Source organism: Nesterenkonia flava (genome assembly GCF_031432335.1).
Lineage (GTDB): Bacteria > Actinomycetota > Actinomycetes > Actinomycetales > Micrococcaceae > Nesterenkonia > Nesterenkonia flava.
In genome coordinates this window covers 1-20,772 of sequence record NZ_JAVKGT010000011.1, presented here as the reverse complement: position 1 = coordinate 20,772, position 20,772 = coordinate 1, and the positions used below count along the sequence as shown (strand labels likewise).

Here is a 20,772-nt window from a genome sequence, read left to right as displayed (position 1 = left end):
TCAGGACCGGGCGTCAGACGCCAGGCCCGAGAGGCTCAGGTCTCGACCACCACGGGCACGATCATCGGCTTGCGACGCAGCTTGCGGTTGACCCAGGAGCCAATGGTCCGACGCACAATCTGCTGGAGCTGGTGGGTGGTGTGCTCCTTGTTGTCCTGAATCGCCTCTGTCAGGGCGGCGGCGATCTTAGGCTTGATGTTTCGGAAGACCTCGTCCTCCTCGGCCACGCCGCGGGCATGGATGTCCGGTCCCGAGATGATCTTTCCGGTCTGACGGTTGACCACGGTGATGACGGAGATGAAGCCCTCCTCACCGAGGACGCGACGGTCCTTGAGGTCATTATCCGTGATCTCACCGATCGAGGAGCCGTCCACGTACACGTAGCCTGCTTCGATCTGGCCGGTGATCCGGGCACGGCCGTCTCGCATGTCCACCACGGAACCGTCTTCGCACAGCAGCACGTTCTCTGCGGGCACGCCGGTCTCCTCGGCCAGCTTGCCGTTGGCGATGAGGTGACGGGTCTCGCCGTGGACGGGCATCGCGTTCTTGGGCTTGAGGATGTTGTAGCTGTAGAGCAGCTCTCCTGCCGAGGCGTGCCCCGAGACGTGGACCTTGGCGTTGTCCTTGTGGATCACGTCGGCGCCGAGCTTCATCAGTCCGTTGATGACCCGGTAGACCGAGTTCTCGTTGCCGGGGATGAGCGAGGAGGCCAGGATGATCGTGTCACCCTCGCCCACCTGCACCTGGTGATCACCGTTGGCCATGCGGGACAGCGCGGCCATGGGCTCGCCCTGGGATCCCGTGGACATCAGCACGATCTTGTGGTCGGGCAGGTTCTCGATCTTCTTGATGTCGACCAGGATGTTCTCGGGCACGGTGAGGTAGCCCAACTTGGCCGCGATCGACATGTTGCGCACCATCGAGCGCCCCACGAAGGCCACTTTGCGACCGTGCTTTGCTGCGGCGTCGAGCACCTGCTGCACGCGGTGGATGTGGCTGGAGAAGCTGGCCACGATGATCCGTCGCTGGGCGCGGGCGAAGACCTGCTCGATGACCGGGCCGATCTCCTTCTCGGGCGTGGTGAACCCGGGAATGTGGGCGTTGGTGGAGTCGGACATGTACAGGTCCACGCCCTCCTCCCCTAGCCGGGCGAAGTGCCGCAGATCGGTGATGCGCCCGTCCAGGGGCAGCTGGTCCATCTTGAAGTCACCGGTGTGCAGCACGGTGCCTGCCTCGGTGCGGATGAAGACCGCCAGGGCGTCGGGGATGGAGTGGTTCACGGCCACGAACTCGCATTCGAAGGGCCCGAAGTTCTCCACCTCTCCCTCCGCGACGGTGAGGGTGTAGGCGTTGATGCGGTGTTCGGCGAGCTTGGCCTCGACCAGCGCCAGGGTCAGCTTGGAGCCGATGACAGGGATGTCCTGCTTCTTGCGCAGCAGGTAGGGCACGGCGCCGATGTGGTCCTCGTGCCCGTGGGTGAGCACGATGCCGACGACGTCGTCGAGACGGTCCTCGATGTAGCTGAAGTCAGGCAGGATCAGGTCGACGCCGGGCTGCTCTTCCTCGGGGAAGAGCACGCCGCAGTCGACGATCAGCAGCTTGCCGTCGATCTCGAAGACGGCCATGTTGCGCCCGACCTCCCCGAGGCCGCCCAGCGGCACAATCCTCAGGGTGCCGTTCTTGAGCTTGGGCGGGGTGACGAGCTTGTCAGGTGACACGTGTGTCATTGTCCTTTCGGTGGGGTATTAGAGCTGCCAGCCTGCCTCTCGCAGGTCGGCGAGAATGAGCTCCTGCTCAGCCTCATTGGCCTGCACCAGGGGCAGGCGAACGTCTGTGCGGACGGGGAATCCCATCCAGTTCAGCACCAGCTTGGAGGACACGGCTCCCTGTACGCGGGTCATCAGCGCACGGATGACGGGGCCGAGCTCACTGTGAGCGATGCGGGCCTCTTTGAGGTCATAGTTCAGCACGGCGTCGATCATGCGGCGGAAGGTGGGGCCTGCCACGTGGGATGTCACGGAGACCACGCCGGCTGCGCCCATGGCCATCCAGGCCAGCACGTTCTGATCGTCACCGGAGTAGACCTCCAGCTCGGTCTTGGTGAGCACCTCGGTGGTGGCGGTGATGTCGTTCTTGGCGTCCTTCAGGGACATGATCCGCGGGTGCTCGGCCAGCTTAAGGATGGTCTCCGTGGCGATCGGAATGCCGGTGCGCCCGGGGATGTCGTAGATCATCAGGGGCAGGTCAGCGGCGTCGGCCACGGCGGTGTAGTGCGCCAGCACGCCGTCCTGCGAGGGCTTGTTGTAGTAGGGGGTGACCACAAGCTGGCCATCGGCGCCGGCGCGCTCGGCCTTCGCTGCCATCTCCAGGTCGTGGCTGGTGTGGTTGGTGGAGGTGCCGGCGATGATCTTGGCACGGTCGCCCACGGCGGACTTCGCGGCACGCACGAGGTCGGCCTTCTCGTAGTCCTCCAGGGTGGAGGTCTCCCCGGTGGTGCCGGAGACGACGAGAGCATCGTTGCCCTCGTCGACAAGCTTGGCAGCGAGCGCCTCAAACGCCTTGAAGTCGATGCGGTCATCCTTGGTGAAGGGGGTGACCATCGCGGTGATGAGATGCCCGAAGTAGGGGTCGGTCTGATCGGGGTGCTTGACCTGCCCCTCGGCGAGGTAGGGGTCAAACTCCCGGGAGACGTCTCGTGCGGACTCGTTGTCGCTTGCCATGGGAGTAGCCTATCGCTTGTGAGTCCCCGCATCACCAGATCAACCCGCCGCCGGCTCTTCGGCGTTGACGCAGCCCGCGGCCTAGCCCTGATCGGCATGATGGTGGTGCACGTGCTACCCACCACCGATCCCAGCACCGGCGAGGCGACGTGGGCGGGGCTGGCCTTCGCGGGAAAGTCCGCGGCTCTCTTCGCCGTGCTTGCCGGCGTCGGGCTTGCGCTGCTGAGCGCTGGGGCTGATGCGCGCCTGGTCTGGTCCCGGAAGGTCATCGCGGTGCGAGCGGTGCTCATCATTCTCATCGGCCTGGGCATAGCCGCCCTGGACCACGGCGTGGCGGTCATTCTGGTCAACTACGGCGTGCTGTTTCTGCTGGCCCTGCCGTTTCTGCGCCTGGGGGCGCGCGCCCTCTTCGCTCTGGCGGGCGCCTGGGTCCTCGCGGCACCGGCGCTGTACTGGTGGCTGCACAACACCCTGCGGGAGTCTGTGGAGCGCTTTCCCTCCGACTGGCGACTGTGGCACTCCCCCGGTGTGGAGGATGTGCTGACCCCGGGGTTGCTCGGCACGGATCTGGCACTTACCGGCTATTACCCGTTGCTGCTGTGGCCCGCCTATCTCTTTGCCGGCATGGCCCTGGGCCGCCTGGATCTGAAGCGGACCACGACGGCGATGCGGCTAGCGGGTCTCGGACTCATCGGGGCGGTCCTCACCTCCATCGTGGGACGCCTGACCATGTGGCTCTCGGATGTCCGCTTCCACATGATGTCGACTTCCGGCTGGACGGAGGAGGCGGTGCTCGGTGAGCTGCAGACGGGCACGCATCATCTGCCTCTCATCACTGACCCGGTGTGGTTCCTGCTGATCACTCCGCATCAGGGCAGCACCTTGGACCTGCTGCACACCCTCAGCGTTGCCGTGGCGGTGCTGGGGTTCTGCTTGCTGCTCGCCTCGCTGCTCAAAGGCCCGCTGAAGTGGCCGCTGGCCCCCTTGGCGGACGCGGGGGCCATGCCCCTGACGCTGTATGTGGGGCATTTGGTGGTGCTGCACTACTGGCGGCCCGAGGGGGCGCCCCTGCACGACGTCGACCCCGCCACCCTGGTCTGGATCTTCCTGCTGAGCTTCCTGGTCCTGGGTCTGGTCAAGTCCATGCTGGGCAGACGAGGTCCCTTGGAGGCCCTCACCCATGCTGCCGGCGTCGCCGTGGCGGGTCCGGCCCCGGGCCGGTGATTGGGACCCGGAGCCGGCGCTCTGTACCTGCGGAACAGGCATCTAGTGCTGCTGTTGTCGTCGGAATAGCCGGAAGTTCCGACGACAACAGCAACACTGGTTGAAGATCGCGCAGTAGTGGCGCGAGGCTTCCCCGCCCGAGGAAGCAGCACCTCGCAGTAGGCTGGAACATATGAGCAATGCTGAGATTCGAGTAGCGGTGCTGGGCGCCGGCGGACGCATGGGATCGGAGGCCGTGAAGGCCGTCCAGGCGGCCGAGGATATGGAGCTGGTGGCGGCCCTGCGCCGCGGGGACTCTCTGGATCGGATCACCGAGGCTGGGGCCACGCACGTCGTGGACCTCACGGTGCCGGACTCCACGGAGGAGAACGTCCGCTTTGCCGTGCAGCACGGGCTGCACGCCGTGGTGGGCACCACCGGCTGGGACGGCGAGCGCCTGCAGCGCCTGGAACAGGAACTGGCGCAGCAGCCTGAGGTCGGCGTGCTGATCGCTCCCAACTTTGCCCTCGGCTCGGTGCTGGCCAGTGCGTTTGCCGCCACAGCCGCCCGGTACTTCGAATCCGCCGAGATTGTGGAGCTGCACCACCCCAACAAGGTGGACGCTCCCTCGGGCACCGCGGTGCGCACCGCTGAGCTGATGGCCGCCAGCCGCCGGGAGCACGGTGTGGCCCCCTCCCCCGATGCCACCGAGAAGCAGATCGAGGGCGCTCGCGGTGCCGTCGTGGAGGACATCCACGTCCACGCGGTGCGGCTGCGCGGACTCGTCGCCCACCAGGAGGTACTGCTGGGATCGGCCGGTGAGCAGCTGACCATCCGTCACGACTCCTTCGACCGCGCCAGCTTCATGCCCGGCGTGCTGCTGGGTCTGCGCACCGTAGGATCCCGTCCGGGGCTGACCCACGGGCTCGACGGCTATCTGGACCTGGGATTCTAGGGCGCCGCGATGAAGGACAAATTCTGGACATGGCTGATGATCGTCCTCGTGGCGATCGTCATGGCCGGCGCGCTCACCAGCGCCATTCGGTTCATGCGCGTGGACGATCTCACAGCCCGCCTGCTGGGACTGGGCACGCTCGTGCTCGTGCTGCTAGGAGTCTGGTTCCTGTATCACGCCATCGCCTTCGGCCTGCGCACCGAACGGCTGGGCCGGATCCTCGACGCCGAGGGCTCCCTGCCCGAGGACACGGTGGAGCGCTCCCCCGGCGGCCGGCCCAACCGTGAGCAGGCCGACGCGCAGTTCGAGCGGTACAAGGCTGAGACGGAAGCCTCGCCGGAGGACTGGCGCTCCTGGTTCCGGCTGGCCTACGCCTACGACGTGGCGGGAGACCGGGCCAGGGCACGCAAGACTATGGCCAAGGCCATCGCCATGGAGAGGGCCTCCCGCGCACGCTCCTAGCGCAGTCCCTCCGCCGCCTTGCGGATAGCGGCAGTGATCCGGTGCAGCCGGGCCGACTCCAGGCCCCAGGTCTGCCAGTAGAGCGCCACGTCACGATGCACTGGTTCCTGGGCGACCAGACCACCATCCGCTGAACCAGGGCGGACGGCAGCGTGAAGGGTCTGCAGACGCCCCTGCGCCACATCGGCGCCGACCTGCATGTCCGAACCCATCTGCAGTTCCGGCAGCATCCCCCATCCCAGTCCCGCCCGCACCGCCTCGTGAAAACCCTGGGAGGAGGGCACGGTGTGGATTGTCTCGGGCATATCCACTCCGTGGGAGCGCAGCACTTCGTGCTGGAGATCATCCTTATCGTTGAAGCGGATCACCGGCATCCGCCGCCAGTCCGGGGTGCCCTCGGAGTCCGTGTAACGGTGCGCCAGAGCCGGCGTGGCCGCAGCTACGTACCGCATGGAGCCGAGCGTTTCGATGCTGCAGCCCGGGATGGGACGCGGGTCCGAGGTGATGGCTCCGATGACGTCACCGGAGCGCAGCAGCGCGCTGGAGTGGTCCTGATCTTCCACGTGCAGGTCCAGGACTGTGTCCTCCCACTCGGCCATCTCGGTGAAGACAGGGATGAACCACGTGGCTAGGGAGTCAGCGTTGACGGCCACAGGAATCCGACTCCGGCGGCCCGGAGTCTGCCCGAGCTGCTGCCAGGTCTCGGCCTCTAAGAGCTGCACCTGCCGCGCCAGTCGCACCACCGCAGCCCCGGCCGGTGTGGGGATGCACGGCGTCTCCCGCCGCACCAGCAGCTGACCCACGGAAGTCTCCAGCGCCTTGATGCGCTGGCTGACCGCCGAAGGACTGACGCCCAGCTGGAAGCCGGCACCCTCGAACGAGCCCTCGTCGACGATAGCCGCCAGAGTTCGCAAGTGCTCCAGGTTCATGAAGCAATGCTAATGCTGAATGAGGGTCATTCATTTGTCTTAAGAGGGACCTGTTCATAGCGTGTCAGCCATGGTGAGCATCTTCAGCGTCGGTCTCATGACCGGCTTGGCCCTGATCGTCGCGATCGGCGCGCAGAACGCCTTCGTCCTACGTCAGGGAATCCGGCGCGAGCATGTGGGCGCCGTCGTCGCACTCTGCCTCACGGCTGACGTGGTACTGATCTTCGCCGGCACAGCCGGCATCGGCATGCTCGTGGCGGCATTCCCCAGCGCCCTGGAGGCACTGAGGTGGGCGGGCGCCCTCTACCTCCTGTGGTGGGCACTGCGTTCCTTCCGCTCTGCCCTGCAGCCCGCAGCTCTCGAACCCGAGGCCCCACGCTCCCGCGGGTCGGTGCTGCTGACCGCTGCGGCCCTGACGTTCCTGAACCCCCACGTCTATCTGGACACGGTGGTGCTGCTGGGAAGTCTGGCCAACCAGCACGGCGAGGCCCGCTGGGTCTTCGCCTCCGGAGCCGTGGTGGGCTCCGCCCTGTGGTTCGCCGGCCTGGGCTTCGGGGCCCATGCCCTGTCCCGGATCCTGAACAGCCCACGGACCTGGCGCGTGCTGGACGTACTGATCGGCCTCATGATGCTTGCCCTGGCCGTGCACCTTGTGCTCGGCACGGCGCTGCTGAGCTAGGGCAGGCCCACCCACTCCTTGGAGCCGTCGGCGAAGAACTGTTCCTTCCAGATCGGCACCTGAGCCTTGATGGTCTCCACCAGGTCGGCACACGCGGCGAAGGCCTCGGCGCGGTGGGCGGAGGCCACGGCCGCCACCAGCGCGTGGTCACCGATTTTCAGCGGACCCACACGGTGCTCCGCCCAGATCCGCACCCCCGGATGGGACGACGCCGTCTGCTCCGCGACCTTCTGCAGCGTCTCGGCGGCGCTGGGGTGGGCGGTGTAGCTAAGACGGTCCACGTCATGGCCGCCGTCGTGGTTGCGCACAATGCCGGAGAAGACGACGACGGCGCCCGCCGCCTCATCCCAGGCCTCAGCCTCAGCACGCGCCGGGTCCAGGGGCGTCTCAGAGATCCCGGTGTGGACGACTGTCATTGCTGCTCCTGCTGGTCGCCCGCACTGGCGGCGGTGCCCCAGCCATCGTGCTGGCGGATGTCGGCGACTTGATCGCACAGGTGCGGCAGCAGCTCCACCAACACCTCCATCCCCTCACGGACTGCTTTGGGCGAACCGGGGAGGTTCACGATCACCGTGCCGTCCGTGACCCCGGCCATGCCGCGGCTCAGCGCGGCCAGGGGGTTGTGGGCGCGGCCGTGAGCGCGCACGGCCTCCATGATCCCGGGGATCTCCTTGTCCAGAAGTGGCTTGGTGTACTCCGGGGTGAGGTCATCGGGAGTCAGCCCGGTGCCGCCGGAAGTGATGATCACGGCCGGCGCCACTTGGACGAGAAGCTCCGAGAGCGCCGCCAGCACCCCCTCCCCATCGGGAATGATCACCGGGGGCCGGCAACCGAAGCCGATGCGGTCCGCGAACTCAGCGATGATCGGTGCCGACAGATCCTCGGTCACGCCCGTGGCGGCACGCGTGGAGACGATCACCGGGGCAATCACCCGGTCCCGCATCTCGCCGTCGTCGCAGGTGCGGGTGTGGTGGTGGACCTGTTCAGACAGCTCATTCTCAGCCAGCTCTTTCTCAGACACGGCGCGTCCATTCTCCGGTCTTCCCACCGGCTTTGTAGAGAACCTTCTGCTCGCCGATCACCGCGGCGCGGTCCACGGCCTTGATCATGTCGTACAGGGTCAGGGCGGCCACCGAGGCGGCGGTGAGGGCTTCCATCTCCACCCCGGTCTGGGAGGTGGTCCTCACCTCGGCGGTGATGAGCACGGCCTCCGGTGCCGGCTCGCCCACGGCAAGGTCCACGGTGACCTTGGAGATCGGCAGGGGGTGACACAAAGGCACCAGTTCGGGGGTCTTCTTGGCGGCCATGACGCCTGCGATGCGAGCGGTAGCCAGCGCGTCGCCCTTGGGCAGGCCCCCCTCGGCCAGCAGGGCGGTGACTTCGGCGGTCGTGTGCACCACCGCCTGGGCCCGGGCAGTCCGGGCAGTAACCGGCTTGGCGGAGACGTCCACCATGTGCGCACTGCCGTCCTCACGCACGTGGGTCAGCCCCTGGGCCTTTTCGCGGTCTGTCATGCCTCTCCTGTCTCGCTGTCTCCGGCCTCTGTGTCGGCGGCGCCTCTGCCACTGGCACCGGACCAGCCCTGTTGCGGTCCCCACCCGGGCAGCACGATCGCCTCGCGGACAGAGCCTGCAGAGATCAGCTCGTCAGTCTCGGCGAGCTCCAGCAGAGCATCGGCGCGGGCCAGGTGCCCCAGCAAGTGTGAGCTGGGGCCGCCCACCGGCACTGCCGTCAGCGGGCCGTCGTTGTTGGTCATCAACTCTACGCGCCGGAACTGCCGAAGCCCTCGGGGGGATTCCAGATCCTGTCCCAGCCGAACGCTGAGCCGACGCGGAGCGGGACAGGCAGGATCCACCGCAGCAAGTGCGGGCCGCACAAGCGTCTCCAAGCTGACCGCGGTACTGACGGGATTACCCGGCAGCGCGACGACGGCTACCGGCGGGTCCTCCGCGCGGCGCACGGGCATCTCAGGATCAAGAATGCCCCAGCCCTGCGGCCCGCCGGGCTGCTGAGCCACCGTCCCGAAGGTAATACCCCGGGCGCTCAGGACCTGCCGGACCACCTCGTAAGCTCCGGCGCTGATGCCCCCGGCGGTGATGACCAGCTGCGGGCTGTGCGCCGCCAGCAGCGCGTCAAAGGCCTCGGCGAAGACCTCTGGGGAATCGGTGGCCAGGTGCGCGGAGGAGACCTCGTGGCCGAATCCCTCCACCGAGGCGCTCAGCAGCGCACCATTGGCGTCATAGAGCTCCCCCGGCCCCAGCGGCTGGCCCGGCGCGCGGATCTCCTCGCCCGTGGAGATGACCACCGTCCGGGGGCGCTGCAGGACCTCCACCTCATCAATGCCGCAGGCGGCCAGCAGTCCCAGTCGTGCCGGGGTCAGCAGCTGGTGCTGCTCAAGGATGACGTCGTGGGTGCTCACATCAGATCCGGCCCGGCGGATGAACCGTCCCGGACGCGTATCAGCCTCGGAGAGTTCGGTGAAGGTGACGCTCTCGCTGCCGAATCCCTCCCGGCTCTTCTCCACGGGGATGACCAGGTCGGCGCCCTCAGGGATGGGCGCCCCCGTCATGATGGCCAGTGCGGCGCCCGCTGGAAGGCGCTGCGGCGCGGAGCCGGCGGCAGCAACGCTGGCGACCGGGAGCACAAACTCCTCGTCGTGCCCGTTCCTGCGCACAGCGGCTGCGGGAAGATCCGCCGAACGCACGGCGAACCCGTCCATCTGGGAGTTGTCGAAGCCCGGCAGCGGGGCATCTGCGGTGATCCGGTGGGCGCTCACGCGGCCGGCAAGGCCCGCGCCGAGGGGCCCGGTCCCGGTGAGTGAGAGCCGTTCGGTACCTCGCCCTGACAGGGCAATCGCGAGAATCTCGGTCAGCCGAGCGATGTGATGCTCGACGCGCGTCCGGCCTGCACCCGTAGAATCGTTGCCCATGGCCACCAGGGTATCCATTCAGCGCCGTCCCCCGGGGCTCACGCGCGCTGACGGCACCCCCGGGGCCGACTCGGAGCACCAGCAGCCGAGGGACCTCAGCGCCGGACTGGTGGACCGGTTTGGGCGCCGAGCCACCGACCTGCGGATCTCCCTGATCGATAAGTGCAATCTGCGCTGCACCTACTGCATGCCGGAGAACGGACTCCCCTGGCTGAACCGGAACCAGCTGCTCACCGCCGCCGAGATTCGCCGACTGGTGCGCATCGGGGTCGAGATCTTCGGGGTGAGGGAGCTGCGCCTGACCGGAGGCGAGCCCCTGGTGCGCGCAGACCTGCCGGAGATCATCTCCTCCCTGCGGGCAGACCACCCGGACCTGCCGATTGCCATGACCACCAATGCCATCGGCCTGGAGAAGAAAGCTCAGGCCCTGGCCGAGGCCGGCCTGAGCCGTGTGAACATCTCACTGGACTCGGTGCACCGCGAGACCTTTGCGCAGCTGACCCGGCGTGACGCACTGGAGAAGGTGCTGGTCGGGATCGAGGCAGCGGCCCGGGCCGGGCTGACGCCCCTCAAGATCAACGCCGTCCTGATGCGAGGCATCAACGACGCCGAAGCTCCCGACTTGCTGACCTGGTCGCTTCAGCACGGCTATGAACTGCGGTTCATCGAGCAAATGCCCCTGGATGCGGATCAGACCTGGAAGCGCGAGGGCACCGTGAGCGCCGCAGAGACCCGGGAGCTGCTGGGCACGCGCTACCGACTGCGCCCCACCGAGGAGGAGCGCGGAGGCGCTCCGGCCGAACGGTTCGACGTGCTGGATCCCGGCACTGGCCGGCACCTGGGCACGGTGGGGGTGATCGCCTCGGTGACCGAGCCATTCTGCTCTGCCTGCACCCGCACCCGCATCACTGCCGAGGGCCGGGTGATGAGCTGCCTGTTCTCCTCCGAGGAGACGGACCTGCTAGAGCTGCTGCGCGCCGGGGCCGATGATGAGGCGGTGGCCCAGCGCTGGGCTGCGGCCATGTGGGCCAAACCCAAGGCCCACGGCACCGACCGTCCCGGCTTTGAAGCCGCCGGGTTCACCCGCCCGGAGCGTTCCATGTCTGCGATCGGAGGATGATGAGCACGCCCGTCCCCACCCCCACTGCCGGGCCAGCCGCTGAGGCGGCCACGGTGCTGGTGCGCTTCTACGCCGGCGCCGCAGAGGCTGCCGGCGCTCAGGAGCTCCGGCTCTCCCTGGTTCAGGATCCGCAATCGCTGGCGCAGTTCCTGGAGTCCCTGCCCGCGCGCGCCAGGGAAGCTTCCGGCGCAGAGACTGCTCAGCAGGACGACGCCGGCCCGGACCTCGCGCGGGTCTGCTCCCGCAGCAGCTTCCTGATCAACGGCACTCAGGCCAAGCCTGACTCCGCGCTGCTCCGCGCCGGGGATCAGCTGGACGTGCTCCCGCCCTTCGCCGGGGGCTAGGCAGGTTCTCGCGATGAGACCGCTCAGGGTCTGGCCGCCCGGAATGTGGCGCGGTTAGGGCCCGACCACGGTGATGGCCCGCGGGGAGGCGGCCAAGCGGGCCGCCACGCGGGTGATGTCTGCGGCGGTGACGGCGTCGAGCTGTCCGAGGGTCTCTGAGATGTCGACGAACTCTCCGCGCACTAGTTCCGCACGGCCCAGTCGTGACATGCGGGAGGAGGTCTCCTCCATGCCCAGCACGGTGCCACCGCGCAGCTGGCCCTTGGCACGGGTGAGTTCCTCCTGCGTGACCGGCTCGCTGGCGATGCGCTCCAGTTCGGCGCTCATCACGTCAATGACCTTCTCGACCTTGCTCGGCAGGCAGCCGGCGTAGAGGCCAAAGTAGCCGGCGTCGGTGAACGCCGATGAGAAGGAGTAGGTGGAGTAGGCCAGGCCGCGGCGCTCGCGGATCTCCTGGAATAGCCGTGAGGACATGCTTCCGCCGAGTACGGCGTGCATGAGTGAGAGCGCAAACCGGTCCTCATCGGAAGCCGCCAGGCCGCGTCCGCCGAGGATGACTTGAGACTGCTCCACGGCCTTTCTGATGTGCCGGGTGCCTTCCTGCACGGGAATCTCCACGCCGTCGGCGAGCCTCCGGGGTGCCGGCTCTCCGGGGACCGTCACGTCCCAGGAGGAAGCCTCCAGGGCCTGGGCCACAATCTGGCACAGCGCCTCGTGGTCCAGTCCGCCGGCGGCGGTGATGACGAGCTCCTCGGGCCGGTACCAGCGCTGGAAGTGGTCGTAGACATCCTCGCGCGTGGCGGCCTGGATCTCCTCCGGGGTTCCGCCGATCGGACGTCCGAGGGCGTGGCCGTCCAGGACCTGCTCGGAGAAGCGCTCGTGGACCACGTCGGTGGGGTCATCCTCGGCCATCGCGAGCTCCTCCAGGATGACCCCGCGCTCGGTCTCCATCTCGGCGGGATCGATCACCGCGGAGGTCACCATGTCAGTGAGGACATCGACGGCCATCGGCAGGTCCGCGTCCAGGACCCGGGCGTAGTAGCAGGTGTGCTCCTTGCCGGTGAGCGCGTTGGACTCCCCGCCCACGCCGTCAAATGCCGCAGCAATATCCAGCGCGGAGCGGGTCTTGGTGCCCTTGAAGAGCAGGTGCTCCAGGAAGTGGGTGGAACCGTGCTGGTGCTCGGCCTCGTCGCGGGAGCCCACGGCGATCCAGTAGCCGATGGTCACCGAGCGCTGCCCGGGCATCTCCTCGGTGAGGACACGAACTCCCGAGGGGAGCACGGTGCGCCGGACGGTGGAGCCGGCATCGCTGTTGAGAACACCTTCAGTCTGAGGCTCAATGGTCACGCGCATAGGGCTCTACGGTACCGGAGGGCGTGCACTCCCCCGTTCCCCGAGGACGGAGCGGATCGTCAGCTGGCCTTCTTCTTGCCGCTGCCGCCCTTATTGTCGCTCTTGCTTCCGCTCTTCTTGCGGCGACTGTCCACCGACTTCTTCAGGGCCTCCATGAGGTCCACCACGTTGCCGGCGCCGTCGTCGTCCTCATCGACCTCTCCGAAGGTCGCGTCGGTGTCGATTTCCTCACCGTGCTCCAGCTTCTCCTCGATGAGCACCTGCAGCTGTTCCTGGTATTCATCGTTGAAGCGTTTGGGCTCAAAGTCTTCGCTGTAGGACTCCACCAGCGAAGCGGCCATCTCCTGCTCCTTCTTCGATACCCGGGAGTTGGGGATGTCGAACTCGGGTTCGCGCAGCTCATCGGCCCAGCGCAGTCCTTGCAGAACGATGACGTTGTCCCGTACGCGTAGGACGCCCAGCCGGGTCTTGGAGCGCAGGGTGAACGTCACAATCGCCACGCGCTCGGCCTCCTCCAGCGTCTTGCGCAGCAGCACATACGCCTTAGCGGATTTTCCGGCGGGCTCCAGGTAGTAGGACTTATCCAGCACCATGGAGTCGATCTGATCCTCGGGCACAAACTGTTCGACGGCGATCTCTTTGGACTCATCCGCAGGAAGGTCCTCGAGCTCCTCCTTGGTCAGGATCACCGACTTCTCGCCGTCGTCGTAGGCGCGGTCAATGTTCTTGTAGTCAATGACCTTGTCGCAGACCTCGCAACGCCGCTGGTACCGGATGCGCCCGCCGTCGGCATCGTGGACCTGATGCAGGCTCACATCATGGCTCTTGGTGGCCGAGTAGAGCTTGATGGGCACACTGACAAGACCGAAGGAGACTTCGCCTGACCAAATCGCTCGCATGCGGCCATCTAAACATCCTTGACTTGGGAGAACCCTGAACGAGCCCGACCTGGACGTGAAGCGCCTATAGTGTCCACGACTGCACCTTTGACCCCAACCGCAGGAGGCCCGATGTCGGCGGAATCGTTCACGCTCAACACCCAGCAGGTGGGCGACGACGACGGCGCTCCGGTGGTCTTTCTCCACGGGCTCTTCGGGCAAGGGAAGAACTTCACCCAGATTGCTAAGTCGCTGCAGCCCGAGTTCCGCTCCGTGCTGATGGATCTGCCAAATCACGGTGCCTCCGACTGGACGGAGAGCTTCGACTACGTGGAGCATGCCGACCTGGTGGCCGATCATCTGCGGGCCGGGGCGGCGAGCTCGCAGCCGGTTCATCTGGTGGGGCATTCCATGGGCGGCAAGATCGCCATGCTGCTGGCGCTGCGGCATCCGGAGCTGGTCCGCAGCCTGGTGGTGGTGGATATGTCTCCGGTGGTGCGTGAGGACATGAGCGAGTTCGACCACCTGCTCAGCAGTCTGCGCGGACTGGACCTCGAGTCGCTGGAGTCCCGTAGTGCGGCCGACGAACAGCTGAAGGAACCCATTCGTTCCTCGATGGTGCGCGGTTTTCTGCTGCAGAGCCTGACTAAAGATTCCGAAGGTTTCCGCTGGAAGTCCAACCTCACGCTGCTGCACGAGAATCTGGCCGCCATCGGCGGATGGCCCGAGGGTGAGGGCACTCCCTATGAGGGGCCGGTGCTGTGGGTTGCCGGGGCCAATTCCGACTACGTACAAGAGGAGTACGCGCCAGCCATGCGCGCCCTGTTCCCCCGGGTCTTCCAGACCACCATCAAGAACGCCGGCCACTGGGTGCACTCTGAGCAGCCGCAGGTCTTCAGCGAGGTGCTCAAGCGCTTCCTGACCGGCCAAGAAAAGTAATACTCCGTCCCGCGATCCCCCGGTCGGTAGAGTGCGAGACGCTGTACCACCACACGCACCAGAGAACTGAGGGGTTCCGGATGGCCGCGAGTATCGATCTCACTGACGAGTTCCGGCGAGCGCTGGATCTGCTCGAAGCGGGCAGCAATGTGTTCCTCACCGGCAAGGCCGGCACGGGTAAGTCCACGCTGATTCGCGAATTTATCTCGCGCACGGAGCGCAACGTCGTCGTGACAGCTCCCACCGGGATTGCCGCACTGAATGTGGATGGTTATACCCTGCACCGTCTCTTTGGTCTGCACCCGAGCATCAGCCTCTCCGAGGTTCAGTCGGGGCGCTACTACCCGGCTCGGTTCGCTGAGACTCTCAAAGCTCTGGAGACCTTGATCGTTGACGAGGTCTCCATGGTGCGGGCAGATCTCTTTGACCAGGTCGCCGCGGCCCTGGAGCGTTTCGGCCCGAAGCCCGGGCAGCCCTTTGGCGGTGTCCAGGTGGTGCTGGTCGGGGATCTCCTGCAACTGCCGCCGGTGGTCACAGAGCATGAGCAGACTTACTTCGAGACCGAGTACCACACGCCCTACTTCTTCTCAGCCCACAACTACTCCCGGGAACTCTTCCCGTCCATCTCCCTGACCAAGGTCTTCCGCCAACTCGGAGACACCCAAATGACCTCCATCCTGAACTCGATCCGCGAAGGGTTGCTGCTCGAGACGGCGCAGCAGGATCTGAACGCCCATGTAGACGCCAATTTTGAGCCGCTCCAGGATGAGTTCTGGCTGACGCTGACTACCACTAATAGAATCGCCTCCGCCCGGAACCGCCAGCGGCTGGAGCGGCTCAGCACCGAGTTGCACGTGCATCATGCCCACAGCACCGGTGAGTTGGAGGGCTTCGAGCCTCCCACAGATGAGGCGCTGGAGTTCAAAATCGGTGCCCAAGTGATGATGCTAACGAACCATCCTGGAGACCAATGGGCCAACGGTACCCTCGGGCAGGTCGAGCAGATCGGCCGCACCCGGTTTGATGAGACGTGTGTGGCAATCCGCCTTCAGGACAATGACCTGGTGTGGGCGTCCCCGCACACCTGAGAGATCACACGACCGGTGTCAGAGGGCGGCTCCATCTCTCACCGCACGGTAGGCACCTTCACTCAACTGCCATTCAAACTGGCCTGGGCCATCACCGTCCATAAGAGTCAGGGGCAGACCCTGGACCGGCTGTTTGTGGACCTCTCCGGCGGGACCTTCGCCTTCGGTCAACTCTACGTGGCGCTCAGCCGAGTGACTTCCCTGCATGGTCTCGTACTGAAACGTCCGGTACTGCCCAAGGATATGAAGACGGACCGCCGGGTACTGCGCTTTCTGAGGGAGTCCGCGGCCCCCACACATCAGAGGAGCCGCTATTGTGCCATCGGACTGCTCACCGTTGGGGATGAAGGTCGCATGTCCAGACCGCGGCCGGTGGAAATCGCTGTAGTATTCGACGATGGCACCGCTATCTCGAGCCTGATCAACCCGCAGCGAGATTTGGCCGAGGCCAGAACTCTATACGGCATTACGAACGACGACGTGCTTCTCTCCCCCACACTGGCCGAAGCCTGGTCCCTCATCGGACCAGCGGTGGCGGGATACACTCCGGTGGGCCAGCACATCGACCACGCGTTGGGGCTGATTGACTTCGAGCTGAAGCGTCAAGAGACCGTGGTTCCACTCCCCATGGGCGTAGAGACACGCCTTGGCCCAGGAATCGAAGGCTTCACCTCGGCGACCGAGGCAGCTCAAAGCGCCTGGAACAGCTTTACTTCCGGTCAGCACGGTGCGCTCAATGGCACGCCCTTCGACGAAGTTGGTGGATCTACCAGCCAGATCGGGTTTCTCCTGACCCGTGACAGCACGCTGGGAACTCCTGACTTCGGGCATCTGCCCGGCCTCGGTGCCCTGCTGGATGTCTCCCGCGAGCTTGGCCCCGCTATGCTGGGCCAAGCTCCCTCTCCCGATTCTCCCCCTCCTGCTGCTGAGGACTCATGGCACTCCGCAGCCCGTCAAGCACTAGCCGAGCAGCTCCAGGTGGTTGCCGAGCGGTCACTACTATCACCGGAAGCCTCGCGCCGGCTCCGCAACGTCGGTGGCATGCTAGGCGTCACGCTAGTCTCAGACGAGGACGATTCCAGCACCAGCTACATCACTGAGGTCCTTCACCCCGGAGCGCGGATCTGCTTCACCGGCACCGCCGTGGATTCCCAGGGCTGCCAATGGGATCGAGACGCCATGCATGACCTAGCCGCCGAGCGGGGGTTGGAACCGGTGAAGACGGTGACCAAGACGAAGTGCGAGGTGCTGGTGGTAGCAGAGCTCGGTACTCAGTCAGGCAAGGCGAAGAAAGCCCTGGAGTACGGCAAACCCGTCTTTGCCGCCGAAGAGTTTTTCGCCTGGGCTGGCGTCTGATCTCCACAGAATTCAGCCAACACTAAGGCCGATGCGCCATGGTGCCTCCATGGCGTCCAAGCAGCAGACCGTCACCGTGGCCGGCCGCAAGCTGAAGCTGACCAGCCTCGATAAGGTCCTCTATCCCGAGACGGAGACCACCAAGGCCGAGGTGATCGAGTACTTCCAGACGGCGGCCCCGGCGATGCTCCCCCACATGCGCCGCCGCGCGGTCACCCGTAAGCGCTGGCCGGACGGACCCGGTACCGAGGATGCGCCCAAGGACGCGTTCTTCCGCAAGAACCTGGAGGACTCGGCACCGGCCTGGGTGCCGCGACTGGGACTGCAGCACTCCGACCATGTCAACGTCTACCCCCTGGCTGAAAATGAAGCCGTGCTCGCCTGGTTCGGGCAAATGGCTGCGCTGGAACTGCACGTGCCTCAGTGGAGGTTCGACGCCGACGTCGCCCCTTTTATCCCGGCAGATGACAGCGGTGAGCCTCCGGTGGCGGAGCGCCGCAACCCTGACCGGCTGGTGCTTGACCTGGATCCGGGGCCGGGGACTGATCTGGCCGATTGTGCCCAGGTGGCGCGCTGGTGCCGGGAGATCCTCGATGACATGGGGTTACCGAGCGTGCCGCTGACCTCGGGGTCGAAGGGCATCCACCTTTATGCGGAGTTGGAGGGAACTTACACCTCGGACCAGGTCTCGCAGGTGGCCAAGGAGCTGGCGCGGGCTCTGGAGGCTGATCACCCGAAGCAGGTGGTGAGCCAGATGAAGAAGACCGCGCGCAAGGGCAAGGTGTTCATCGACTGGTCGCAGAATAATGCGAATAAGACCACGGTGGCGCCGTATTCGCTGCGCGGGCGGCCCCAGCCCTGGGTGGCCGTCCCGCGAGAGTGGGATGAGCTGGATGACAAGGATCTGCGTCAGCTGGATTTCCGCGAGGTGATGGAGCGTCTGGCCGATGGCCTGGACCCGATGCGGAGGTTCGGGCGGTACAACGACGACGACGCCGACGTTCCCGCCACGGCGAAGTCTTCGTCTAAGGACTCCGGAAAGAAGAAGGGGTCAGGGGGGAAGTCTGCTCCGGCAAAGGACATCGAGGACGCATTGACCAAGTACCGGTCCATGCGTGATGCCGCGAAGACCCCGGAGCCGGTTCCTGAGGAGTCACCGGCGGCCCGCGATGGTGACCCGATCTTCGTGGTGCAGGAGCACCACGCCACCCGCCTGCACTACGACACTCGGTTAGAACGCAACGGTGTGCTGGTGTCTTGGGCGGTGCCGAAGGGCCCTCCGTTGAAGGCCGGGCAGCAGCGTCTGGCGGTGATGACCGAGGATCACCCGATTGAGTATGCGCAGTTCGAGGGCACTATCCCTAAGGGCGAGTATGGCGGCGGGAAGGTAACTATTTGGGACACCGGGACCGTGGATATTGAGAAGTGGGAGGAGAAGAAGGTCGTCTTTGTGCTGCACGGCAAGCCCGACGGCGGCCTCGGCGGCAAACCTCGTAAGTATGCGCTCGTACAAACTGATGACGAGGGCAAGGACTGGCTGATCCGTATGACCAAGGATCAGCCGCGCGCTTCAGAATCTGCGGCCTCAGCCAAGAGCACGAAGCCGAAGAGCGACGAAGCCAGCGCCGGTTCCAGCACCACGAAGCCGAAGAAGCCTGCGCCGATGCCGGCCCCGCTCCCCTCCCCCATGCTCGCGACTATGGGGGCACCGAAGGATATCCGCGGTGATGACTGGATCTTTGAGGCCAAATGGGACGGCTACCGGATCATCTCCGCGGTACATGAGGACAGCGACGATGCTAAGCGCGTGGAGCTGCGCAGCCGTAATGGGAAGGACCTGACCGGGACGTTTCCTGAACTGGTGGAGTTGGCTCAGTTGGCGCCGGTGGGCACAGTGCTGGACGGCGAGGTGGTGGCGCTGAATTCATCGAACCGTCCTGACTTCGGGCTGCTGCAGCGGCGCGGACGCCTGACGAAGAAGCGTGAGATCGAACGTGCTGCGGGAAAGATCCCGGTGCATTACATGCTCTTTGATGTGCTGCATACGCCGGAGCACGGTGATGTGACGGATCTGCCGTATACCGAGCGTCGCGAGCTGCTGATGGAACTGGTGGAGTCGGGTAAGCAGGTGCAGGTGCCTGATGATCTCGGTGAGATTCTGGATCACGCGATGGAGGTCAGCGAGGAGCTGAAGCTTGAGGGCATTATGGCCAAGCGCGCTGAGGGCAAGTACCGGCCCGGTAAGCGTTCGGATGCGTGGATCAAGATCAAGCATGAGAACCATGCTGATGTGACAGTGATCGGTTGGCGGCAGGGCAAGGGCGGTCGCGCGAAGACGTTCGGTTCATTGCTGCTGGGTATCACCGACGACGACGGCAACCTCACTTATGCCGGGCGTGTGGGCACTGGTTTCAGTGATGCGGAGTTAACGGAGTTACGGGCTCAGCTGGAGAAGCTGGTGCGTAAGACGCCGCCGGTTGATGATGTCCCGCCTGAGGACGCCGGCGACGCCACGTGGGTGACTCCGAAGCTGCAGGCCGAGGTGAAGCACTCGGGCATCACCCGCGACCACCGCCTCCGCCACCCCACCTGGCGGCGGGTGCTCTAGGAAGTCACCTGGTCCCCGGTTCGAGCCTGGGATGACGGGACTCTCGTGGACCAATTACGAAACAAAAGCTCGCGTTCGTCAAGCCCACGGTCCGGTGCTCGAGCACAGGGCAAGCGGAGCCCTGGACCGCGAACCGCAGCAGGCCGCCAGTCGCACCCGACGCCGCGCCAAGCTAACTAGCAAGCAGGTGGACATCATTGTCCGCGACTACCAGGCAGGTCTTCCCCTCCAGCAGATCGCTGACAAATTCAACATCCACCGCAAGACCGTCCACCACAACCTGCAACGGAGAGGCGTGCCGCCGCGGGGCCGATAGGCCCGGGGTCCATATTCCTCTCGTCCGGTGGGACGGCGACTAGGATTTCGAACATGCCAATCAACAACTGGTGGGAGTCAGATGACTCGGAGCGGTACTGGATGGAGATCACCGACCGCCAAGACCTTGGCGCTGACCTGAAGGCCCCGCAGCGCGACTCCAGAAACAAAGAGACCTGGTCTTACACCCTCGTCTCTTACGCTCAGCCGGGTGACGTTGTCTTCCATTGGCACAAGCACTTCGCGGGTGAACCTGCTCTGGTGGGCTGGTCAGAAGTTGTGGGTCCACTTCTAGAGAAGCCTATTACCTGGCAGGCCAAAGGTGCCGCGGGCCGTGCCCGCAGGGCCCCGATCACAGGCCCGGGCTGGCTCGTTCCCCTGCAGAACTACACGGAGTTCGCGACTCCACTCACCCGAACCGCGCTCCAGGATAGGCGCCAGCAAATCCTGGATATCCTTGCAGACCTCGAGAAGCGAGCAGATGGCCCCGTCTACGCACCGTTTCAAAATTACGGGGGCAAGGAGCTACGAGCCCAGCAGGGGTACTTGGCGAAGTTTCCGGCAGCACTCGTCCCGGTACTGCTCGGCATCACTCATCAAACACCAGACTTGGCTAAGGCTCACAAAGAGCCAACCCCAGTTCCGCCCAATTCTGGGCAGGGATATATATCGGATGCTGCACGCCGAGCAGCGATAGAACAATATGCCGTGAAGCTCGCCCGTGACCACTACACCAGACTGGGAGCAGATCAAATCGAGGAGCTAGGCAAGCCGTACGATCTGCGTGTCATCCTGAACGACGAAGAAAGGCACGTAGAAGTAAAAGGCGCGACAGGCATAGTGAAGCGTCCCAGGTTTGATGCCGCATCTTTTTAAGCTGAAAGGATGTAGCTA

The 20,772-nt window shown here is 65.4% G+C and carries 21 protein-coding genes; 12 read left to right on the top strand and 9 right to left on the bottom strand.

The window, feature by feature from the left end; genetic code table 11:
* Positions 1 to 35: 35 nt before the first annotated feature.
* Positions 36 to 1,718: a ribonuclease J gene (locus RH857_RS05625; RefSeq protein WP_344040103.1), complete on the bottom strand. Its 1,683-nt coding sequence runs from the start codon at positions 1,716 to 1,718 to the stop codon at positions 36 to 38.
* Between the two features lie 27 nt (positions 1,719 to 1,745).
* Positions 1,746 to 2,720, bottom strand: a complete 975-nt coding sequence (gene dapA, locus RH857_RS05620) for a 4-hydroxy-tetrahydrodipicolinate synthase (RefSeq protein ID WP_310536993.1) — start codon at positions 2,718 to 2,720, stop codon at positions 1,746 to 1,748.
* An 18-nt stretch (positions 2,721 to 2,738) separates the two neighbouring features.
* Here dapA and RH857_RS05615 point away from each other — a divergent pair, with 18 nt between their 5' ends.
* The 3 genes from RH857_RS05615 (at position 2,739) to RH857_RS05605 (ending at position 5,340) form a co-directional block, all read left to right on the top strand.
* Positions 2,739 to 3,944, top strand: coding sequence for a heparan-alpha-glucosaminide N-acetyltransferase domain-containing protein (locus RH857_RS05615; protein WP_310536992.1), 1,206 nt, complete (start codon positions 2,739 to 2,741; stop codon positions 3,942 to 3,944).
* A gap of 172 nt (positions 3,945 to 4,116) precedes the next feature.
* The gene (gene dapB / locus RH857_RS05610) at positions 4,117 to 4,878 is read left to right on the top strand and encodes a 4-hydroxy-tetrahydrodipicolinate reductase (protein ID WP_310536991.1); all 762 of its coding nucleotides are present in this window, start codon (positions 4,117 to 4,119) and stop codon (positions 4,876 to 4,878) included.
* A gap of 9 nt (positions 4,879 to 4,887) precedes the next feature.
* Positions 4,888 to 5,340, top strand: a complete 453-nt coding sequence (locus tag RH857_RS05605) for a hypothetical protein (protein WP_310536990.1) — start codon at positions 4,888 to 4,890, stop codon at positions 5,338 to 5,340.
* Here the strand turns inward: RH857_RS05605 and RH857_RS05600 are convergent.
* A complete protein-coding gene (locus RH857_RS05600; protein ID WP_310536989.1) occupies positions 5,337 to 6,269 on the bottom strand; it encodes a LysR family transcriptional regulator ArgP in 933 nt (310 codons plus the stop codon). The genes RH857_RS05605 and RH857_RS05600 overlap by 4 nt on opposite strands.
* Before the next feature lie 70 nt (positions 6,270 to 6,339).
* On the opposite strand from RH857_RS05600, the gene RH857_RS05595 reads away from it, so the two are divergent.
* A complete protein-coding gene (locus RH857_RS05595; protein ID WP_310536988.1) occupies positions 6,340 to 6,948 on the top strand; it encodes a LysE/ArgO family amino acid transporter in 609 nt (202 codons plus the stop codon).
* On the opposite strand, the gene RH857_RS05590 is transcribed toward RH857_RS05595, so the two are convergent.
* From RH857_RS05590 to RH857_RS05575, 4 genes are read right to left on the bottom strand one after another with little or no spacing between them, the layout of a single operon-like run.
* The gene (locus tag RH857_RS05590; protein WP_310536987.1) at positions 6,945 to 7,364 is read right to left on the bottom strand and encodes a molybdenum cofactor biosynthesis protein MoaE; all 420 of its coding nucleotides are present in this window, start codon (positions 7,362 to 7,364) and stop codon (positions 6,945 to 6,947) included. The two genes, RH857_RS05595 and RH857_RS05590, sit on opposite strands and share 4 nt — an antisense overlap.
* On the bottom strand, positions 7,361 to 7,969 hold the full coding sequence (locus RH857_RS05585) for a MogA/MoaB family molybdenum cofactor biosynthesis protein (RefSeq protein WP_310536986.1): 609 nt from the start codon (positions 7,967 to 7,969) through the stop codon (positions 7,361 to 7,363). Before RH857_RS05585 ends, RH857_RS05590 begins: the two co-directional genes overlap by 4 nt.
* Positions 7,962 to 8,462, bottom strand: a complete 501-nt coding sequence (moaC, locus tag RH857_RS05580; RefSeq protein ID WP_310536985.1) for a cyclic pyranopterin monophosphate synthase MoaC — start codon at positions 8,460 to 8,462, stop codon at positions 7,962 to 7,964. Before moaC ends, RH857_RS05585 begins: the two co-directional genes overlap by 8 nt.
* Entirely contained in the window at positions 8,459 to 9,877 is a 1,419-nt protein-coding gene (locus RH857_RS05575) for a molybdopterin molybdotransferase MoeA (protein ID WP_310536984.1), read from the bottom strand. The genes moaC and RH857_RS05575 overlap by 4 nt, the downstream gene beginning before the upstream one ends.
* Between RH857_RS05575 and moaA the strand changes: the two genes are divergently transcribed.
* Complete coding sequence (moaA, locus tag RH857_RS05570) at positions 9,876 to 10,997, top strand: GTP 3',8-cyclase MoaA (RefSeq protein ID WP_310536983.1); 1,122 nt, start codon at positions 9,876 to 9,878, stop codon at positions 10,995 to 10,997. The genes RH857_RS05575 and moaA overlap by 2 nt on opposite strands.
* Positions 10,997 to 11,341: a MoaD/ThiS family protein gene (locus RH857_RS05565; RefSeq protein ID WP_310536982.1), complete on the top strand. Its 345-nt coding sequence runs from the start codon at positions 10,997 to 10,999 to the stop codon at positions 11,339 to 11,341. The genes moaA and RH857_RS05565 overlap by 1 nt, the downstream gene beginning before the upstream one ends.
* A gap of 54 nt (positions 11,342 to 11,395) precedes the next feature.
* Here RH857_RS05565 and RH857_RS05560 read toward each other — a convergent pair whose 3' ends face one another.
* Positions 11,396 to 12,694 (bottom strand): M16 family metallopeptidase, encoded by a 1,299-nt coding sequence (locus tag RH857_RS05560; RefSeq protein ID WP_310536981.1) that lies wholly within the window; start codon positions 12,692 to 12,694, stop codon positions 11,396 to 11,398.
* A gap of 59 nt (positions 12,695 to 12,753) precedes the next feature.
* Positions 12,754 to 13,593 carry a non-homologous end joining protein Ku gene (gene ku / locus RH857_RS05555; RefSeq protein WP_310536980.1) on the bottom strand — a complete coding sequence of 280 codons (840 nt, stop codon included), beginning with the start codon at positions 13,591 to 13,593 and terminating at the stop codon, positions 12,754 to 12,756.
* Positions 13,594 to 13,704: 111 nt separating this feature from the next.
* On the opposite strand from ku, the gene RH857_RS05550 reads away from it, so the two are divergent.
* The 6 genes from RH857_RS05550 to RH857_RS05525 all read left to right on the top strand — a co-directional run bounded on the left by RH857_RS05550 (position 13,705) and on the right by RH857_RS05525 (position 20,754).
* Entirely contained in the window at positions 13,705 to 14,511 is an 807-nt protein-coding gene (locus RH857_RS05550; RefSeq protein ID WP_310536979.1) for an alpha/beta fold hydrolase, read from the top strand.
* Positions 14,512 to 14,591: 80 nt separating this feature from the next.
* On the top strand, positions 14,592 to 15,599 hold the full coding sequence (locus tag RH857_RS05545) for an AAA family ATPase (protein WP_310536978.1): 1,008 nt from the start codon (positions 14,592 to 14,594) through the stop codon (positions 15,597 to 15,599).
* Positions 15,600 to 15,614: 15 nt separating this feature from the next.
* Positions 15,615 to 16,955 carry a hypothetical protein gene (locus RH857_RS05540; RefSeq protein ID WP_310536977.1) on the top strand — a complete coding sequence of 447 codons (1,341 nt, stop codon included), beginning with the start codon at positions 15,615 to 15,617 and terminating at the stop codon, positions 16,953 to 16,955.
* Positions 16,956 to 17,004: 49 nt separating this feature from the next.
* A complete protein-coding gene (locus tag RH857_RS05535; protein ID WP_310536976.1) occupies positions 17,005 to 19,563 on the top strand; it encodes an ATP-dependent DNA ligase in 2,559 nt (852 codons plus the stop codon).
* A 94-nt stretch (positions 19,564 to 19,657) separates the two neighbouring features.
* Positions 19,658 to 19,879, top strand: coding sequence for a helix-turn-helix domain-containing protein (locus RH857_RS05530; protein WP_310536975.1), 222 nt, complete (start codon positions 19,658 to 19,660; stop codon positions 19,877 to 19,879).
* A 53-nt stretch (positions 19,880 to 19,932) separates the two neighbouring features.
* Positions 19,933 to 20,754 carry a protein NO VEIN domain-containing protein gene (locus RH857_RS05525; RefSeq protein ID WP_310536974.1) on the top strand — a complete coding sequence of 274 codons (822 nt, stop codon included), beginning with the start codon at positions 19,933 to 19,935 and terminating at the stop codon, positions 20,752 to 20,754.
* Positions 20,755 to 20,772: the final 18 nt, after the last annotated feature.